At 66.4% G+C, this 16525-nt stretch carries 22 protein-coding genes; 15 read left to right on the top strand and 7 right to left on the bottom strand.

Features of this window, described 5'->3' with window-relative positions; translation table 11 throughout:
* Positions 1 to 221: 221 nt before the first annotated feature.
* Complete coding sequence (locus tag A6E15_RS12880) at positions 222 to 824, top strand: HdeD family acid-resistance protein (RefSeq protein WP_076146769.1); 603 nt, start codon at positions 222 to 224, stop codon at positions 822 to 824.
* Between the two features lie 318 nt (positions 825 to 1142).
* A complete protein-coding gene (locus A6E15_RS12885; protein ID WP_076146770.1) occupies positions 1143 to 1529 on the top strand; it encodes a metal-dependent transcriptional regulator in 387 nt (128 codons plus the stop codon).
* An 81-nt stretch (positions 1530 to 1610) separates the two neighbouring features.
* On the opposite strand, the gene dpsA is transcribed toward A6E15_RS12885, so the two are convergent.
* The 3 genes from dpsA to A6E15_RS12900 form a co-directional block, all read right to left on the bottom strand.
* Positions 1611 to 2156, bottom strand: coding sequence for a DNA starvation/stationary phase protection protein DpsA (gene dpsA / locus A6E15_RS12890; RefSeq protein ID WP_076146772.1), 546 nt, complete (start codon positions 2154 to 2156; stop codon positions 1611 to 1613).
* Positions 2157 to 2367: 211 nt separating this feature from the next.
* A complete protein-coding gene (locus A6E15_RS12895; RefSeq protein ID WP_076146774.1) occupies positions 2368 to 4071 on the bottom strand; it encodes a bacterio-opsin activator domain-containing protein in 1704 nt (567 codons plus the stop codon).
* Positions 4068 to 4532 carry a response regulator gene (locus A6E15_RS12900; protein ID WP_076146775.1) on the bottom strand — a complete coding sequence of 155 codons (465 nt, stop codon included), beginning with the start codon at positions 4530 to 4532 and terminating at the stop codon, positions 4068 to 4070. The genes A6E15_RS12895 and A6E15_RS12900 overlap by 4 nt, the downstream gene beginning before the upstream one ends.
* Before the next feature lie 1754 nt (positions 4533 to 6286).
* Between A6E15_RS12900 and A6E15_RS12910 the strand changes: the two genes are divergently transcribed.
* The 12 genes from A6E15_RS12910 to A6E15_RS12965 all read left to right on the top strand — a co-directional run bounded on the left by A6E15_RS12910 (position 6287) and on the right by A6E15_RS12965 (position 12404).
* Complete coding sequence (locus A6E15_RS12910; protein WP_076148342.1) at positions 6287 to 7129, top strand: GNAT family N-acetyltransferase; 843 nt, start codon at positions 6287 to 6289, stop codon at positions 7127 to 7129.
* A 175-nt stretch (positions 7130 to 7304) separates the two neighbouring features.
* The gene (locus A6E15_RS12915; protein ID WP_076146779.1) at positions 7305 to 7868 is read left to right on the top strand and encodes a PadR family transcriptional regulator; all 564 of its coding nucleotides are present in this window, start codon (positions 7305 to 7307) and stop codon (positions 7866 to 7868) included.
* Positions 7869 to 7962: 94 nt separating this feature from the next.
* Positions 7963 to 8349, top strand: a complete 387-nt coding sequence (locus tag A6E15_RS12920) for a hypothetical protein (protein ID WP_076146781.1) — start codon at positions 7963 to 7965, stop codon at positions 8347 to 8349.
* A 146-nt stretch (positions 8350 to 8495) separates the two neighbouring features.
* Positions 8496 to 9002, top strand: a complete 507-nt coding sequence (locus A6E15_RS12925; protein ID WP_076146782.1) for a hypothetical protein — start codon at positions 8496 to 8498, stop codon at positions 9000 to 9002.
* A gap of 45 nt (positions 9003 to 9047) precedes the next feature.
* On the top strand, positions 9048 to 9398 hold the full coding sequence (locus A6E15_RS12930) for a hypothetical protein (RefSeq protein WP_076146784.1): 351 nt from the start codon (positions 9048 to 9050) through the stop codon (positions 9396 to 9398).
* 65 nt (positions 9399 to 9463) lie between these two features.
* Positions 9464 to 9742 carry a ubiquitin-like small modifier protein 1 gene (locus A6E15_RS12935; RefSeq protein ID WP_076146786.1) on the top strand — a complete coding sequence of 93 codons (279 nt, stop codon included), beginning with the start codon at positions 9464 to 9466 and terminating at the stop codon, positions 9740 to 9742.
* Positions 9743 to 9798: 56 nt separating this feature from the next.
* Entirely contained in the window at positions 9799 to 10008 is a 210-nt protein-coding gene (locus tag A6E15_RS12940; protein WP_076146787.1) for a hypothetical protein, read from the top strand.
* A gap of 73 nt (positions 10009 to 10081) precedes the next feature.
* Entirely contained in the window at positions 10082 to 10864 is a 783-nt protein-coding gene (locus tag A6E15_RS12945; protein ID WP_076148344.1) for an AzlC family ABC transporter permease, read from the top strand.
* Entirely contained in the window at positions 10854 to 11174 is a 321-nt protein-coding gene (locus tag A6E15_RS12950; RefSeq protein WP_076146789.1) for an AzlD family protein, read from the top strand. Before A6E15_RS12945 ends, A6E15_RS12950 begins: the two co-directional genes overlap by 11 nt.
* 50 nt (positions 11175 to 11224) lie before the next feature.
* Complete coding sequence (locus A6E15_RS12955; RefSeq protein WP_076146791.1) at positions 11225 to 11485, top strand: hypothetical protein; 261 nt, start codon at positions 11225 to 11227, stop codon at positions 11483 to 11485.
* A complete protein-coding gene (locus A6E15_RS12960) occupies positions 11486 to 11857 on the top strand; it encodes a hypothetical protein (RefSeq protein WP_076146792.1) in 372 nt (123 codons plus the stop codon).
* 94 nt (positions 11858 to 11951) lie between these two features.
* Entirely contained in the window at positions 11952 to 12404 is a 453-nt protein-coding gene (locus tag A6E15_RS12965) for a pyridoxamine 5'-phosphate oxidase family protein (protein ID WP_076146794.1), read from the top strand.
* Positions 12405 to 12449: 45 nt separating this feature from the next.
* Here the strand turns inward: A6E15_RS12965 and A6E15_RS12970 are convergent, their stop codons facing one another.
* On the bottom strand, positions 12450 to 12599 hold the full coding sequence (locus A6E15_RS12970; RefSeq protein ID WP_066300628.1) for a DUF7560 family zinc ribbon protein: 150 nt from the start codon (positions 12597 to 12599) through the stop codon (positions 12450 to 12452).
* 175 nt (positions 12600 to 12774) lie between these two features.
* Entirely contained in the window at positions 12775 to 13434 is a 660-nt protein-coding gene (locus A6E15_RS12975) for a helix-turn-helix domain-containing protein (protein ID WP_076146796.1), read from the bottom strand.
* A gap of 197 nt (positions 13435 to 13631) precedes the next feature.
* Between A6E15_RS12975 and A6E15_RS12980 the strand changes: the two genes are divergently transcribed.
* Entirely contained in the window at positions 13632 to 14030 is a 399-nt protein-coding gene (locus A6E15_RS12980; protein ID WP_076146798.1) for a winged helix-turn-helix domain-containing protein, read from the top strand.
* A 91-nt stretch (positions 14031 to 14121) separates the two neighbouring features.
* Here the strand turns inward: A6E15_RS12980 and A6E15_RS12985 are convergent, their stop codons facing one another.
* Both A6E15_RS12985 and A6E15_RS12990 read right to left on the bottom strand, forming a co-directional pair.
* Positions 14122 to 16047, bottom strand: coding sequence for an aldehyde ferredoxin oxidoreductase family protein (locus A6E15_RS12985; RefSeq protein WP_076146799.1), 1926 nt, complete (start codon positions 16045 to 16047; stop codon positions 14122 to 14124).
* A gap of 284 nt (positions 16048 to 16331) precedes the next feature.
* The gene (locus tag A6E15_RS12990) at positions 16332 to 16517 is read right to left on the bottom strand and encodes a DUF1328 family protein (protein ID WP_076146801.1); all 186 of its coding nucleotides are present in this window, start codon (positions 16515 to 16517) and stop codon (positions 16332 to 16334) included.
* Between the last annotated feature and the right edge of the window lie 8 nt (positions 16518 to 16525).

Genomic DNA, 16525 nt, shown 5'->3' on the forward strand with positions numbered 1-16525 from the left:
GTCGGAACCGATTCCCCACAGAGATCACACTCGAGATCGTCGCGGTCGTCGGTCACGCCTCGAGATGAGGCTCGAACGAAAATGGGCGTTTCGACGGACCGACGGCGGCACGAGCTCGAGCCGCCCGGGATCCGTTCGGATCGGTCCGAAGCCGAGAGAGACTGTCAAACCGTAAACTCGTTTTATTGCCGTCCGCGACGTAGGGGAAGGCGGTGAATGAGATGAACAGTATCACAGCAATCACCGGACACGGCGAGGGCACGGCCCTCGAGAACGACTGGCAGCGGCTCGCGATCGCAGGGGGGATCGTCGGACTGCTCGGGCTGCTCGCGATGGCCGCGCCGGCAGTAACTGGACTCTCGGTCACGCTCGCGTTGGGACTGCTCCTGATCGCGGGCGGGATCGTCCACGCGGGCCACGCGGTCGCGGTGCGGGGCTGGCGCGGCTCGGTCTGGCAGGCGGCGCTGGCGGTCGTTTCGATCGTCGCCGGAGCGGCGGTCCTCGCGGCTCCGGCCATCGCGCTCGTCACCCTGACGGTCGCGCTCGTTGCGTATCTGGCCGTCGAGGGTATCGCGGAACTCGTGGCGGCGACGCGGCTACCCGCCTCCCGCGGCCGGACCTCGATCGCCGTCAGCGGCGTCGCCGCGCTCGTCCTCGCGGGCCTCCTGTGGGCCGGCTTCCCGGCGACCGCCGCGTGGGCGATCGGCCTGCTCGTCGGCGCGAACCTCCTCGTGACCGGGATCGCGATGGTAGCCGTCGCCGCGGCCGCTCGTCGCCCGCTCGAGGACGTAACCCCGTCTGCGACCGAACCTCGAGGGGCGTGACCCCGGGTCGAACGACGGGACGGCTCGGACGGTCTCCTGTCAGCCATTGCCGGCGCAACCGCGACTCCGGCGGCGGTTGCGCCGGTACATCGGTACGGCAATCCGTCTCAGTCCGGAATCGGCCGACGTTCGCCGTACCGACGGAGTCCGAGCCGCAACTACTTTACTGTTTTAGGCAAGCCTAAATCATATGGACGACGATCCGCGCGGGGATCGCGGGTCGACGCGGCAGTCCGTCGCGTCGTCACCGGAGACCCGCTCCGCTGTCGCTCGTGAGGCCCGTCAGCGACTCGACCGTACTCGGTCCGCCCGGCGGGGATGACGGACGCATCCCAGTACCTGCTCGCGTGCTATCACATAGCACGGAAAGAGGGCGAGCCGGTGTCGCCGGGCTCCGTCGCCGACGAACTCGAGCGGTCGCCGTCGGTCACGACCGAGACGCTCCAGCGCCTCGAGAAGCGAGGGTACGTGCGCTACCAGCCGTACGAGGGAGCGACGCTGACCGAGCGGGGACGCGAGACGGCTGCCGATCTCCACGAGCGCTACGTCGTCCTGGCGACGTTCTTCCGGGAGGTCCTCGATCTCGCGGAGCCCGACCGCGAGGCGATGGCGCTGGCCGGCAGCGTCAGTTCGCTCGTGACCGACCGGGTGGCCGAAACGCTGCTCGAGGCCGAGGGCGTGGAAGCGACCGACGTCTCGGTCTGACGCAACGATCGAAAGAAAACCGAAACCGGCGTCGGGAGAGCGATTCGCGAGCGGACGGGAGAAACCCCGTGCGAGCGACCGTCAGTTCGTCGCCGACTCGAGGACCAGCGTGTCGTCCTCGAGGTAGTGTTCGATGTGGTGGGTGTGTTCCTCGATCGTCACGAGCTGTTCGCGGAGCAGTTCGGCGGTGACGTGATCGCCGAGGTTCTCGGCGAGTTCGATGTGTTCGCGCGTACTCTCGATGATGTCGCCCATCATCTCGAGGTCGTTGGCCAGCGACGTCCGGATGTCGTATACGTCTTCGTCTTCGGGTTCGACGGTCGCGTTCTCGGCGAGGGTCGTCATGTTCGCGTGCGGAACGCCGCCGAGCGCCTGCAGTCGTTCGGCGATCTCGTCGGCGGCGTCCTCGACGTCCTCGTAGACCTCCTGGAGGAAGACGTGAACGTCGAGGAACTCGGCGCCTTCGACGTTCCAGTGGTGCTTGTGGAGCTGGTGGTAGAGGACGTACGCGTCCGCGAGATCGCGGTTGAGCGCCTCGACGATCTGCTCGGCCTTCTCGGGCTCGAGCCTGAGCGCGTTCTCCTCGACGGTACCGGCTTCCTGTTGGACGGACTTCTGAGAGTTCATCACAGTAGTCGGTAGGGCACCCACACTCATATAACTTATCTTATGTTTTTCGTATTGCCTAAAACCGCGTCGCGGGTACACGGCGATCGTGTCCGAGTTCCCGTCCCGATCGGCCGGCACCGGGCTAGCGTTGCAGCCACGCTATCGTAACAACTGAAACGATTTACACACCGATCGCACGACGACTGTGCGATCGGGTGTGCAGGGACCTTCAGTGGCTACTGTACTCGCCGATGACCGACTCGAAGAACTTTCGCTCGGCCGTCCGCAGGTGCTGGTTGAACGTCGCGGGCGCGATACCGAGGCGCTCGGCGATCTCCTCGCCCGTACTCTCCCGCGGCCAGTCGAAGTAGCCAGCGAAGTAGGCCGTCTCGAGGGCCGCCCGCTGTTTGTCGGTCAGTTCGTCCGCGAGGATCGACAGCGGGCCGGCGTCGTTGCGCTCGCCCCGTTCGGTGGTCCGCTGGGCGAGGTAGGTCGCGTCGTCGCGCTGGTCCTGAATGAGTTCGATCATCCGGCGCGTGTCCCGGCCCCGCGGCAGTTCGACGACGAACCGGAACTCGCCGTCGGCGATCGTCGCCGACGCGACGCGACCGCCGTGGGTCGCGATCGTCTCGAACAGCGACACCGCCGCCGGAGCGACGAGTTCGAACTCGAGTTCGTCGCGCCTGACCGAGAGGAACCGAACGTTGCCGATCCCGTCGGTGTCGTCGATGCTGTCTTCGAACTCCTCCTGTGAGACGCCGCGTGCCGTGCCGTATGCCAACAGCGCCTCGCCGCCGCCGACCAGCTGTTCGAACTCGATCGTACACGACTCCCCCGCCGAGAGTTCGACCAGTTCCTCCGCCATGTCCTCGACGCGGAACTCGAGTTCGACGACGGCGTCGCTGACGAGGGCGTCCTTGCGTTCGATCGCCGTGATCGCGTGGGCGATAACGTCGCCGGTCCGGGCGAGGACCTCGGTCTCGGCCCCCACGAACGCCCGCGGCGACGACGAGTAGACGTTCAACACGCCGTAGACGAGATCCTCGTGGACGATCGGGACCGCGGCCGACGACCGGTAACCGCGAGAGCGTGCGGCCTCCCGCCACGGTCCGAACGCCGGATCCGCCTGCGCGTCGTTCATGACCTGCACCTCGCCGGTCCGGACGGCCGTCCCGGCCGGTCCCCGTCCGGCCTCGTCGTCCTCGTCGACGGAGACGTCGATCTCGTCGAGGTAACCCTCCTCGACGCCGGCGGCCGCCTTCGGCACGACGCGGTCGCTGCCCGGATTGACGCCGCCGATCCACGCGAACCGGTAAGCGTCGGAGTCGGCGAGCCGATCGCAGACCTGCTGCTCGAGTTCCGTGCGCGTCTCGGTCGTGATCACCGCGTGACCGATGTCGTGGCCGATCCGATTGAGGCGGTTCAGCGCCTCGAGTTGCTCGCGTTGTTGGCGGCGCTGTCGCTCCTGATGGGCGCGCTCGATCGCGTGATGGATCGTTCGCACCAGCAGTTCGCTGGTCACCTCGTCCTTGACGAGGAAGTCCTGTGCGCCCCGCTGGATCGCCTTGACCCCGACCTGCTGGTCGCGGACGCCGGTCAGCACGACGATCGGCGTCTCGCCGGTCTCCTCGTGGACCGTCTCGAGGGTCTCGAGTCCCTCGCTGTCGGGGAGGTTCAGATCGAGCAACACGACGTCGGTCGGGTCGGCCTCGGCGGTCGCGAGTCCGTCCTCGAGGCGGGTTTCGCGGTCGATCTGGGGAGCCCCGCGGGCCGCGTCGCCGGGGCTGACCCGCTGGGCCAACTCCTCGGTGTCCCGGAGCATCTCCTGGATCAACCGGGCGTCTCCGGGGTTGTCCTCGATCAGGAGGACGCGGAGGGAATCGGCCGCGTCGCCCTCTCTACCCGCCTCCGCTCTGGTGTCGGTCTCGCTCATCGGGAATCGACCTCCGGTGGCAACCGAACGACCGAGAACCAGAACTTCTCGAAGGCCCGAACGGTCTCGATGAACTCGTCCGGATCGACCGGCTTCGTGAGGTAGGCGTTCGCGTGGAGCTCGTAGGACTGGGCGATGTCCTCTTCCGCCCGGGAACTCGTCAGCACGATCACCGGGATCGACCGCAGTTTCGGATCGTCCTTGAGATCTTCGAGGACGTCCTCGCCGTCCTTGCCGGGGAGGTTGAGATCCAACAGGATCAGATCCGGACGGGGTGCGTCGGCGTACTCACCACGCCGAGAGAGGTAGTCGAGCGCCTCGGCCCCGTTCGAGACGACGGACAGATCGTTCTCGATGCGCCCCTGTTCGAACGCCTCCTTGGTCAGTCGAACGTCGCCGGGGTTGTCCTCGACGAGCAGGATTCGAGCCGGCTCGGACTGGGTGTGTGCTGTTTCAGTCATCGCTCGGTGAGTCGTGGTCCGGTGAGGTGGGTACCGCGACGGGGAACGTCGGCCCCGCGCTCGGATCCGAATCGACGCTGATCGCGCCGCGCGTAGACTCGCTTCGCTCGCTCGACCGCCGTGGCGCTCGGCGACGTGCCGACAGAGCGCGAGCCCGATGCCGGTACCGGCGTACTCCTCGCGACCGTGGAGTCGATCGGATGCCCGGACGAGACGATCCGTCTCGCTCGGATCGATCCCGATCGCGAACCGGCCCCTTCCATGTTAGGCCATCGTACTCGGCGAATACGGATATACGTCGGGTCCGGTCGTCAGTACGGGTACTCGCGTTATCCAGCGGGTTCCGGAACAGTTGCCGAGGCCGTCCGGGATCGCCGTCGATGCGGGGCGGGGATCCGACCTCAGTCTCGGCGTCGACCTTCTCGATCCGCACGTAGGCGGCCGACTCGAGCGTCCGCTGGCCGAGTGTCGCGATGGCCTCTTGATACTCGAGAGTCGAGCGCGCGCCCGACGTGGGATCGCCAGCAGCCATACTACCGTTCGGAAGGCCGGCGATAGGCGTAAACCTAGCGCCGGAATGTCCCTCGAGAGGGACTCTCCGGCGGTGGTAACTCTCAGTAGAACCTGCCAGTTACAGTAGACCGTCTCAGTGGCTACGATAGGCTCGCGTCCGGACTGGTTCTCTCAGCCGAACACCGGCTCGTTCGGGACCAGGAACCGATCTCGATTTTGTATTGCCCTATGTGATTTATCAGACACGCTCATACGATCTTCCCATCAATTATTTCCGGTGGGACTGCAGGACAGCTCGCGATCACACCGAAACTGACTGATAGCAGTCCGTATCAGGGGAGAATCCCGTCGACTTCCGGGCCCCACATGCGATCGCTCGGGCGAACCGGCTGCCGAAACACAGGGGCTCGGGCCGGTAGCGACGCGTCGCAGTCCGTTCGGGAGTCGCTCGGCCGCCGGCACTGACAGGCCGGGACCGAACGACTACCACCAGGAGGCACGTCGCGGTTTCCGCGAGTAACGACAGTTCGAAACGGCCCCGGACGCACCAACCGAAGTCGAGAGGCAAGGATCGAATCGACGGCGGCGGTCGTTGCCGACCCCGAGGACTCGACCGGATCCGACGACGACGACCGACCCCTCACGCGTTCGGCAGATCGCAGGCGACTCGTCGGCAGCGATCGATCGGCCGCGGCCGAACGCTCCGTCGCCACTCGAGTCCGATCGGGATCCGGGCCTTCGTTCGATGATCGATCCCGCCGTTACCAGCCTCTTACCCAGGGGGTCACGGCCCGAAAACCGGCCGTTCCGAACGGGCCGACACCGACTCCCCGGTAGGAACTCGAGCGTCCGATGCCGGCGACTGGGCTTCGGCATCGCGGCCTGGTGTCGAGGTCCGGTTCGGCCGTGAGTGACGTCGTGTCGTCGTCTCGTGGAATCCGCGCGAACCGGGCAAGACGAAGGCTGGGAGATGAGCGGTCGGCTCGAGCCGGCGGTTCCGGAGCGAAACGGTGGTTCGTCCATCAGGACGGCAGTATATATCACATTTCGATATAGCAATTCGGAAGCTGGCCGTACGGACAGCGGCTGTGCCGGAGCGAGTCTAATCGGAGATTGACCGGACGGAACAGAGTGATAGACGGTCCGAAACGGAATCGAAACCGCGGCGTCGCCTCGCGCGGTCCCGCGGGGCGGGCGATACGGATCGCATACTAATGGCGGCGGTCGGCGCGGGCGTAGATATGATACCGGACCCGGCGGGGTCGTTCGCGACCGACCTCCAGCGGCGCGTCTACGAGTACGTCGAACGTAACGGCTCCGTTACTCGCGACGAGTTGGCTCGCTCGATCACGGTCGACGACGGCCGGGCCACCTCCAAACCCGCGCGGTCGGGGACCTACACCGAGTCGGTGCCGCCGACGCCGGACGAACTCCGGACGTGTCTCGAGGCGTTACAGACGGAAGGCCATCTGACCGAGACCGACGGCGAGCTTCGGGTCGCGCTCGCAGCGACGACGACGGACCTCGACTGCGAGGACGGGCGCGTCACCATCCGGCCGGCACGGGGGCGGGACCGGGCGGGGATCATCGAGACGATGCGGACGGTCGCGACCGATGGGCCGTACGTCGTCGCCGACCACGTCGCGACGGACCTCGAGCGCGACCGAGCGCTCGTACGGGCCAACGAGGATCGATCGCGGGTCGTCTTCGTCGCGATCCTCGAGGGAGACGCGGCCGACGATGAAGACGGAGAGGAGCCGAGCGACTCGACGGACGGCGACGTCGTCGGCTGGCTCCACGTCGATGCGCCCGAACGCCGGGCGCTCCGTCACACCGCCGAGGTGACCGTCGGCGTCGACCCCGACCACCGGCGCCAGGAGATCGGGACCGAACTGCTCGCGTACGGCCTCGAGTGGGCGGTCGACGCGGGCTACGAGAAGTGCTACCAGCACGTTCCCGCGACCAACGAGGGGGCGATCGCCTTCCTCGAGGAGAACGGCTGGGAGCGCGAGGGAACTCACGAGGGCCAGTACTGTCTCGACGGCGAGTACGTCGACGAAATTATGCTGGCGGTCTGGCCGTAGCACGCCGCCGGTGTGATACGATTTCCTGTCCGTCAGTACCAGTGGGACTGCAGGACGGTCGCGGTCCCGCCGGGAAATCGGGGCGGCAAACCGTATGAGTCACTCGGTCCCACCGGTCTCGACCCGGTTCGTGTTTGGCGATACCACTATACAGGTTCGTGTTGGATTCGGACGCATGGAATCGAACGGACTCGCCGAACTCGGCGTCCTGGGAGTACTCGCAGAGGAGCCCGCCGACACGGACACCGTCCGCGAGCGGCTCCGGCACAACTTCAGCCGGTACTGGACAGCGGGATACGGAGCGCTCGAGCCGACCGTCGAGCGACTCCGGGAGGCCGGTCACGTCGCGGCGGTCACGTCGGTCACGGAGGCGGGACGGCGAGAAACGGAGTACGAGATCACGGACGACGGTCGCGAACGGCTCCGAACGCTGCTGAACGAACCCATCCCGGACGACGAGATTCCGATGGGCGGTCCGCGACTCGTCCTGACGCTCGGCTTTCTCCACCACCTCCCCGCCGACGAACGGAGCGAGCGACTCGCGGCGCTTGTCGATCGGTTCGAGCGGGCCCGGAGTCGATGGACCGACATCAAAGCGACCCACGAAGAGACGCTGGCGGAGCCGACCGGGTACCGGCGCGACCTGCAGGATCTCGCGATCCGGCTCATCGACACGTACTGTCGGTGGCTGACCGACCTGCGAGACGAATTGGGGGCCGAGCCGCAGCGCCGGTCGTGACCGCATCCCATCGGTACGCGTCAAGCGCCGGACGCCGACGCCACCGCGGGGACGGAGGACCATCTTCTTGCCAGTCGATCCCATATCACGTCGCATGGAGGAAATTTCCCTTGGCGTGCCGGAACCGATCCTCGAGCGACTGCCGGACGACGACGAGAGCGCGGCGGCGGACATGCACAAGGCCGTCGCGGGCTGGGAGGACCAGCTCAACCGGGTCCGCGAGGAGGCCGAGGACGACCGCGAGGCGGCCGGCCGGATACTCGAGGCCATCGAGCGGTTCGAGGAGCGCTACGAGACCTACGACGCGTTCGTCCCCGAGCTGCGGGCGTGGGGCCAGTCGCCGATCTACGCGATCGCGTGGCGGACGCTGTACGCCGACGTGATCGCCCAGCTGTACGACCACGACGACCTCGCCGATCACCTCGACCGGGAGCGAAACGCGCGACTGGTCGAGGACGGCATTCGGTTGCAGGACCTATGACGGCCGGACAGTAAACGCACATAGTATATACATATGTATTCATATATGCCACTATACGACCAGTAAGGAGTGTCTCGGGCCGATATAGTGTGTTTCGAAGGTGACGAACAGGTAGTATTTTATAGTCTCGCTCGAGAGAACGTCGCGTGGCGACGACGACCGACGGGACGGCAAACGGCATCGACGCGCTCGATCTGACGACCCGCGTTCGGCGTCGCGTCCTCCCCGCGCTCCATCGAGTCAAGGAACCGCTCGGCGGGTACGCGATCTGTCGGCAGCACCCGTCGGAGTTCGTCGGGACGCTCGAGCGCGATCTGGACGCGGTCCGGTCGCTGCTCGTCGAGTTGGACTTCGAGCGGGAGCCGATCGCGTCGCTGAAGATCCGCGACGACGGCCGGCGCTCGGCGGGCAGTTGGGTCCGACGCGATTCGCCGCTGGCGACGCGACAGCTCCACGTGACGCTGTTTCGGGCCGAATCGGGGGCGATCGAGGTGTTCGCCCACCGCGAGTACTCGTGGCTACGCCACCCCTACAAGCACTACACGCAAGACGGGTGGGACAGCCGCGGCGGCGTCGAACGGATGCGAGCGCTGCTGTCGGCCCGGAACGTGTCGTACCGACGCGACGGATCGGCGACGACCGCTGCCGACTAGCGCCGTTCCCAAGCGTTGAAACTTCGGGCGAGCGTAGGAAACGGTATGGAATTCGCCGTCTCCCGCGCCGGAACGACGCGTCTCACCCTCCACGGGGGGTCCGATACCACCGCCTGCAACGAGGCCGAGGCCGACCTCGCCGGGACCCTCAACTCGCTCACCGCCGATGGCCGACTGACCGACTGGGCAATCGCCGACACCGAGGTGTACGAACACCCGACCGCGCCGTTCGATCCCTACACCATCGCGCTCGAGGTCGAGGTGACGGTGACCGTCGACGCCGCCGACGCCGACGCGGCGGCAGAGGCGGGGACGGCCGCGATCGAGGCGGCGCTCGCCGAGACCGACGCCGAGCCCGTCGACTACGCGTCGTCGCCGACGGTCGCGTCAATCTGAGCGACCGCCACGCCCGACGCCGCGTTAGCGGTCGGACTTATGTCGCCGGACGACGAGTACGGGGTATGGACATCGATCTCCGATTTTTCGCCACGTTCCGGGAGGCCGTCGGCGAAAAGGAGCGAACGCGAACCGTGGCGGACGACGCCACCGTCGGCGACGTCCTCGCGAGCCTCGAGGCCGAGTACGAGGGTCTCGAGGGGCGATTGCTCGCCGACGGCGAGGTCCGGCCGCAACTGAGTGTACTGAAGAACGGCCGCAACGTGGTCCACATGGCCGGCGTCGAGACGACGCTCGCGGACGGCGACGTGGTGTCGGTGTTCCCGCCGGTTGCCGGCGGGTAGGACGGGAGTCGAGCGACGACCCCGACGTTTTTGTTGGTCGGACGAAACTATCGCGTATGCTCGACGACGCCGCCGAACTCGTCCTCGAGTTGGGGGTCGACCGGCTCATCGAGCGGACCGACGATCGGTCCCGGACCCAGCAGGCCTGTCTGTTCCTCGGCGTCGTCGCCGCGCTGGTCGCGGTCGCGCTGGCGGCCGTCAGCGGCCTCCTGTACGGTGTCGCAGCCGGCGTTATCGCGGTGGCGCTGCTGCTCTACGGTGCGTGATTCCGAGCGGACGCCCGCGGCAGCTGCGGGCGATTTCGAGAACGCTTTAGGCCTCGTCGGACTCGAGTCGAACGTGACGGAAACCGACAGCAGTGACGCGGAGCGCGGTGCCGCCGGCGAGCGGCCGCCGGACGCCGTCGACGGGAGCCGACCCGCGGCGGTCGAGGCCGAGTCGGTCACGTTCGATCGCGAGGGAATCCGCGCCGGCTTTCTGACCTGTCTCCCGGTCGCCATCGGCGTCGGCGGCTACGGGATCGCCTTCGGGATGCTCGCGCGCCAGGCGGGCCTGAGCGTCGCCGAGGCCGCGCTGATGAGCGCGACGGTGCTGGCCGGCGCGGCCCAGATCGTCGCCGTCGAACTCTGGGCAGAGCCGATACCCGTCGCGACCGTCCTCCTCGCGACGCTGGCGATCAACCTCCGGTACTCGCTGATGGGCGCGGCGCTTCGCCCGTGGCTCGAGCGGCTCTCCTCGCTGCGGAGCTACGGCAGCCTCCTGCTGATGGCCGACGAGAACTGGGCGCTGACGATGCGCGAACTCAAAGGCGGAGGCGGCCGGGGCGCGTTCCTGCTGGGGACCGGGATCGCGATCTGGCTCTTCTGGGTCGCGGCGACGATCGTGGGCGCGGCCGCCGGCGGCGTCATCGGCGATCCGGCCCGGTACGGCCTCGACTTCGTCCTCGCGGCGGTCTTCGCCGCGCTCGCGCTCGAACTCTGGGAGGGGCGAGCGACCCTGGTGCCGTGGCTCGTCGCGCTCGCGACCGCCGTCGTCGCCGACGCGTTACTGTCCGGCCAGTGGTACATCCTGCTTGGCGGGTTCGCGGCCGCCGCCGTCGAGGTGGGTCGCCATGATCGGTGAGGGACCGCTCGCGCTCGACCCGCTCGTCGTCGGCGTCGTCCTCGCGATGGCGATCGTGACCGCCCTCACGAAGGTCGGCGGCTTCTGGCTCCTCTCGCGGATCGAGGTGAGCGAGCGCCTCGAGGCCGGGCTCTCGGTCCTGCCGGGCGCGATCGTGATCGCGATCCTCGGGCCGGAGCTGGCGGCGGGCGGGCCCGCCGAGTGGGGCGCGGCCGGCGTCGTACTGGCGATCATGTGGCGCACCGAGAACATCCTGCTATCGCTGTGTGGCGGAATCGGGGCCGTCGTCGCGTTTCGGGCGCTCCTGTGATCCGGTGCCGCCGAACGCGACTTTATCCGTCGGGGCATCGAATCGGGCGTATGGCAACCCGTATCGAGCGTTCCTTTCGCGGCATCTCCGAGCGGCTCGTCGTCCGTTACCTGACGAATCTGGGCGGCGAGCAGGTCGATGATCATACGATCGACGGCGAAGACTGGACCGCGACGTTCTCCTCGGAGACGGTCGGAATCGGCCCGTCGCTGCAGCTGACCGAGGTGACGATCGTCTTCGAGGGCGACGAGGAGACCCTCGAGCCGCTCGTCGAGAACTTCGCACAGAAGGCGATGCGCGCGGGCGGATAGATGTCGGGCGAGCCGATCGAGGGGCAGGTCCTCCTGCTGACGGCCGCCAAGGCGAGCGTCCCGGCCACTCGCCTGCCGGACCTCGTCGAGCGGGCGCAGGCGAAGTTGGGCCCCGAACGCGAGCGGTACCGGCGGGAGTTCGAGCGGTGTTACGCCGACGACGACCTCGAGGCATTCCTGGTCGGCTGGGGCCACTGGGAGGCGATCGGCGAGGAGATCGGGCTGACCGACCGCGAACTGTCGGCCGTTCGTCGCGCACACGAGGAGCAACTCCTGCGGATCGGCCGACGGACCGACCGCGAGGCGGAGTTCGAGACGGCACTGGAGATCCGCGAACCAGTCGTCATCGCCACGCCGGAAAACGGGGAGTAGCGCCCGCCGACGGACGCTCGAGGGCGTCGTGGTCGCGTCACTGTCGATGGCAACTATAAAGATCGTGTTTCACCTTTGCAGAACCACCCAGACGATGGCTATCGACCAGGAAACCGAGATGACCGACGCGGAGATCGACGACTTCCTCAGTCGTCACGAGACGGGGGTGTTGTCGCTCGCGCGGACGGACGATCCGTACGCAATTCCGATCTCGTACGGTTACGACGACGATGCCCGGGAGTTCTACATGCGGATGGTATCGACGCCCGACAGCGAGAAGCGCCAGTTCCTCGAGTCCACGCCTGCGGCGCGACTCGTCGTCTACGACGAAGCCGATTCGACCTACCGGAGCGTTATCGCGACCGGCGAACTGCAGAGCATCGAGCCCGCGGAGCTGACCCCCGATCAGATCGCCCAGTACGGGGACACGAAGCGACCGCTGTTCGAGATCTGGGCCGAGGGGAAGGACGCGCTGAACATCGAACTCTATCGATTCGAGCCCGCGACGCTGAACGGACGGCGGACCGAAGTCGATCGCGAGGAGTGAGATCGGACGATCGAGGGGGGTGAAAACACGACGGGGGAATCGAGTCTAATCCGGCTGCTGTTCTGGAACGAAATCCGCCGACGAGACCGACGCGCCACAGACCGGACAGCCGTGTGTGAGCGTGGCCTCGCGCATCGATTCGTTGACCTCGATCTCCTGCCCGCACTCGGGGCACGTAAACTCGTATCTACTCATGTCGGGGGGAACTCGCGTGAACCGTCAGTTGTCTACCGTATAGCTGTGCGGCCGGTATATATAGGATTGCGGTTCGGTGCCGCCGGCCTGTAGGTCCCGTTACGTTCATAGGGCTCGAGTCAGTGGCCGCCGTACTCGCCCCGTTTTCTCCGACCGGCGGCCGCCGCGTCGTCGATCACTCGTGGTCGAGGATCGCACCGAGGAGTTTTGTCTGGGCCGCCGAGAGGTGTTCGGTAAAGGTCGTACTGGTAATATCGAGTTCCGCGGCGACCTCGCCGGCGTTGGCTCGCTTTGGGTGTTCGAAGTAGCCCATCCGGTGGGCCGTCTCCAACACCTCGGTCTGACGATCGGTCAGCGTGCTTCGGTCGACGAAGACGAGGTGTCGCTCGTCGTGGTCCTGCTGGGACTGGAGCAGTCGCTGGACGTCGAGCCCCGAATACCGCTCGCGCAGGTCGCCGATAACCGTCTGCAAGACGTGCATATCCGGAGTGTGGAACGTGAGATACAACGCGCTGCCGTGTGCCCGGACATCGACGACCGGACAGCCGTGAGCCTCGATACGCTCACAGGGACAGCCGTGGTCCAGTTCGCGCTCGAACCGGTAGACCTCGCTCGAGCCGTAGGAGAAGATCGACTCGATCTCGGCGTCGACGTCGAACGCCGCGGGGGAGGCGTCGGCCTCGAGCATGAACTCCTCGGTCACACGCTCGGGCGCGGACGGGCTGGTACTCTTCGAGACCGAGTGGACCCGCCCGCTGGCCGCCGCGGCGGCCTGCGCGACGATGCAGTCCGGCGGATCGTCGATCGTTATCTCCGCGCGAATCCCCGAAGCCATCGACCGGTACTCGGGGGGCCGACCCCCTAAACCCTGTGTCCGCGACCGTGTCTCGAGTGCGACGACAGTCGCGACTCCGTGACCGGCCGAACTCCCGGGAGGCGATCCCGCCGCCCGTATCCGACCCGATATAAAGGGCCCTGTATTTATTGGGACTCGTTTGGAGGGGGCTCGGTGAATACCACGAGGTGTAACAGATGTCCGCTACGAACGCCGACGCCGGGAAGCGAGGCTGGCACTGCGACGATCACGTCGATACGCAGGCCGTGTTGGCCGCCCTTGACGACGATGCCTGTCGGGCCATTCTCGAGGAGACGACCGAGGAGGCACTGACCGCGACGGAACTCTCCGACCGTTGTGATATCCCGATGTCGACCGCCTACCGAAAGGTCGAACTGCTGACCGACGCCGACCTGGTCGAAGAGCAGGTCCGGATCAACACCACCGGCAAGCACGCGACCGAGTACGCCAAGAACTTCGACGACGTCCGCGTCGCCGTCGGCGACGACGGGTTCGAGATCGAACTGACCAAGCCCGAGGCCGACCCGAACGGTCAGTCGAGTTACGGGTCGACGCCGGCGGTCGCCGACGACTGAGACGGTTCCCTGTCACTGGGTCCCGGAGACCGCAAACGTTCGCGGTCGCGCCGGTACTGACTGACAGCGGTCCGTATGACGGGAAACCGTCTCAGTCGTCGCTCGGCGCCGCGGCACCACCCTCGCTGCTGACGCCGGTGCCGGGACCGATGTCGATGCCGAGTTCGTCGAGTTTCTCGTCGGGGACGACCCCGTCGACCCAGCCGCGGTGGTCGTAGTATTCCGCTTTCATCTCCTCGAGTTCGCAGTACTCGCCCTCGCTCGCGCCCTGGCCACGGATGCCGTCCTCGAGGAAGCGTGCGGGCAGGGAGTCGTCGCTCCCGTCGAACCCGACGAGGTTGTTGTAGTAGCGCTCGAGGTTGTAGATGCGCTCGCCGGCCTCGAGCAGTTCTTCCTCGCTGACGTCGCGGCCGGTCATGCCGTTGTACTGTAGGACGTACTCCTCGATGCCCTCCGCGAAGGCGTTGAACTTGCAGATGTCGAAGGAGTCGCTGATGGCGTGGAGGTCCTGGAACTGGGCGGTGAGTTCGCCCTTGCCCTCGTACTCGTAGGGGTCGACCTTCTCGGGGACGCCGAGGATTTCGGCGGCGGGCGTGTACCCGCGCAGGTGGCAGGCCCCGCGGTTCGAGGTGGCGTAGCCGATGCCCATCCCCTTCATGCAGCGCGGGTCGTAGGCCGCGATGGTCTGGCCCTTGACCGCCAGCGAGTTGTCGTGGGCATCTTTCGCCTCGGCGACGCGGCGTGGCCCCTCCGCGAGCAGGTCCGCGAACTCGTCCTCGCGGTGGGCGATGCGCTCGATCATGTCGATCATCGTCTCGGTGTCGCCCCACTCTAACTCGCCGACGCCCTCGAGTTTGCCCTCCTCGGTCATCTCCATGGCCATCGCCATCATGTTACCCGCGTCGATGGTGTCGACGCCCATGTCGTTACAGCGCTCGAGCATGAGCGCGATCTTGTCGCGGTCGGTGTGACCGGAGTTCGGGCCGAGCGCGTAGGCCGACTCGTACTCGTAGGACTCGGTGCGGACGTTCATCTCCTCGCCCTTGTGCATCGCCGTCACCTCGACTTCCTTCTTGCAGGCGACGGGACAGGAGTGACAGGTCGGCTCGTCGACGAGGATGTTCTCGCGGACGTTCTCGCCGGAGACGCGCTCGGCGTCGATGTCGACGCCCTCGGCCTCGCGCATGCTCTTGGTCGAGGTGTACTTGCCGTTCTTGGTCGGGAGGCCGTCCATCTCCTCGCCGATGTTCATCAGGACGTTGGTGCCGTACATCGAGAGACCGCCCTCGTTGGGCGCGGTGACATCCGACTCCTGGATGGCCTGCATGGCCTGCTGGTGGCCCTCCTTGAACGTCTCCGGGTCGGCCGGCTTCGGCATCTTCGTCGAGGACTTGACGACGACGGCCTTGAGGTTCTTCGACCCCATGACACAGCCGGTGCCGCCGCGGCCGGAGGCCCGGTCGTCCTCGTTCATAATGGAGGCGTACTTGACGCCGTTCTCGCCGCCGGGGCCGATCCCCATGATCGAGAGGTTCTTGCCGTAGGATCCCTCGACTTCCTCCTCGATCGTATCGCGCGTGCCGTGGAAGCCCTCTCCCCAGAGGTGAGAGGCGTCGCGCAGTTCGACTTCGCCGTCCTCGACGAAGGCGTAGACCGGTTCGTCGGCCTCGCCTTCGAAACACAGGCCGTCGAAGCCGGCCCACTTGAGTCGAGCGCCGGACCAGCCGCCGTGGTGGCTGTCGGTGACCGTGCCGGTCAGCGGCGATTTGGTGCAGATGGCGATCCGGCCGCTCATCGTTACCTGCGTGCCCGACAGCGGGCCGTTCATAAAGGCCAGCAGGTTGTCGGGTCCAAGCGGATCGACGTCCGGTCCCTGATCGAAGACGTACTTTACCCCGAGTCCCCGCGCACCGATGTACTGCTTTGCATCCTCGTCGTCGATCGACTCGTATGCGACCTCCCCGTCCGAGAGATCGATGCGGGCGACCCTGTCTTGAAATCCGCCGAGTTCAGTCATGGTAACCGTTCCGTGTTATCTACGACGCCCAAGGTGTTAGGAGTTCTCAACCATACGTAACCGTAACGAGTTACGTCTCGAGGCAGACGGTCCGAGTGAAAATAGGCAGACATTGTCCCGTCCCGAACCGGTAACCGGGTTGGCAAATCCTGCGAACCCGTAACCACCGATAGTGTCACCGGTGTAACCGGCGTGGTGACCGGTTCATACGGTCTACTGTAAGTCATTACCGGTGCAACTGCGAACTCTGCAGTTGCTCCGGTAAATCGGTACAGCAAACCCTATCACAACAGCAACGCGACCACCGCGAGGATGATAAAGATCAACACGAAGATCCGCGCGATCTCCATCGAGATTCCGGCGACGCCGCGGGCGCCGACGGCGGCGGCGACGATCGCGAGGACGAAGAAGACGATCGCCCAGTACAGGAAGCCACCACCGGTCTGCAGCGGCATCGTGAACGCGAACATGATCGTCG

The sequence above is a fragment of the Natrinema saccharevitans genome (assembly GCF_001953745.1).
Taxonomy (GTDB): Archaea; Halobacteriota; Halobacteria; order Halobacteriales; family Natrialbaceae; genus Natrinema; species Natrinema saccharevitans.

Coding starts and splice junctions, on each gene's coding strand:
- A6E15_RS12955 (WP_076146791.1), top strand. CDS start 11,225: ATGGCAACCCGTATCGAGCGTTCCTTTCGCGGCATCTCCGAGCGGCTC.
- A6E15_RS12930 (WP_076146784.1), top strand. CDS start 9,048: ATGGAATTCGCCGTCTCCCGCGCCGGAACGACGCGTCTCACCCTCCAC.
- A6E15_RS12965 (WP_076146794.1), top strand. CDS start 11,952: ATGGCTATCGACCAGGAAACCGAGATGACCGACGCGGAGATCGACGAC.
- A6E15_RS12940 (WP_076146787.1), top strand. CDS start 9,799: ATGCTCGACGACGCCGCCGAACTCGTCCTCGAGTTGGGGGTCGACCGG.
- A6E15_RS12975 (WP_076146796.1), bottom strand. CDS start 13,434: ATGGCTTCGGGGATTCGCGCGGAGATAACGATCGACGATCCGCCGGAC.
- A6E15_RS12970 (WP_066300628.1), bottom strand. CDS start 12,599: ATGAGTAGATACGAGTTTACGTGCCCCGAGTGCGGGCAGGAGATCGAG.
- A6E15_RS12910 (WP_076148342.1), top strand. CDS start 6,287: ATGATACCGGACCCGGCGGGGTCGTTCGCGACCGACCTCCAGCGGCGC.
- dpsA (WP_076146772.1), bottom strand. CDS start 2,156: ATGAACTCTCAGAAGTCCGTCCAACAGGAAGCCGGTACCGTCGAGGAG.
- A6E15_RS12985 (WP_076146799.1), bottom strand. CDS start 16,047: ATGACTGAACTCGGCGGATTTCAAGACAGGGTCGCCCGCATCGATCTC.
- A6E15_RS12920 (WP_076146781.1), top strand. CDS start 7,963: ATGGAGGAAATTTCCCTTGGCGTGCCGGAACCGATCCTCGAGCGACTG.
- A6E15_RS12880 (WP_076146769.1), top strand. CDS start 222: ATGAACAGTATCACAGCAATCACCGGACACGGCGAGGGCACGGCCCTC.
- A6E15_RS12900 (WP_076146775.1), bottom strand. CDS start 4,532: ATGACTGAAACAGCACACACCCAGTCCGAGCCGGCTCGAATCCTGCTC.
- A6E15_RS12990 (WP_076146801.1), bottom strand. CDS start 16,517: ATGTTCGCGTTCACGATGCCGCTGCAGACCGGTGGTGGCTTCCTGTAC.
- A6E15_RS12915 (WP_076146779.1), top strand. CDS start 7,305: ATGGAATCGAACGGACTCGCCGAACTCGGCGTCCTGGGAGTACTCGCA.
- A6E15_RS12950 (WP_076146789.1), top strand. CDS start 10,854: ATGATCGGTGAGGGACCGCTCGCGCTCGACCCGCTCGTCGTCGGCGTC.
- A6E15_RS12960 (WP_076146792.1), top strand. CDS start 11,486: ATGTCGGGCGAGCCGATCGAGGGGCAGGTCCTCCTGCTGACGGCCGCC.
- A6E15_RS12895 (WP_076146774.1), bottom strand. CDS start 4,071: ATGAGCGAGACCGACACCAGAGCGGAGGCGGGTAGAGAGGGCGACGCG.
- A6E15_RS12980 (WP_076146798.1), top strand. CDS start 13,632: ATGTCCGCTACGAACGCCGACGCCGGGAAGCGAGGCTGGCACTGCGAC.
- A6E15_RS12885 (WP_076146770.1), top strand. CDS start 1,143: ATGACGGACGCATCCCAGTACCTGCTCGCGTGCTATCACATAGCACGG.
- A6E15_RS12935 (WP_076146786.1), top strand. CDS start 9,464: ATGGACATCGATCTCCGATTTTTCGCCACGTTCCGGGAGGCCGTCGGC.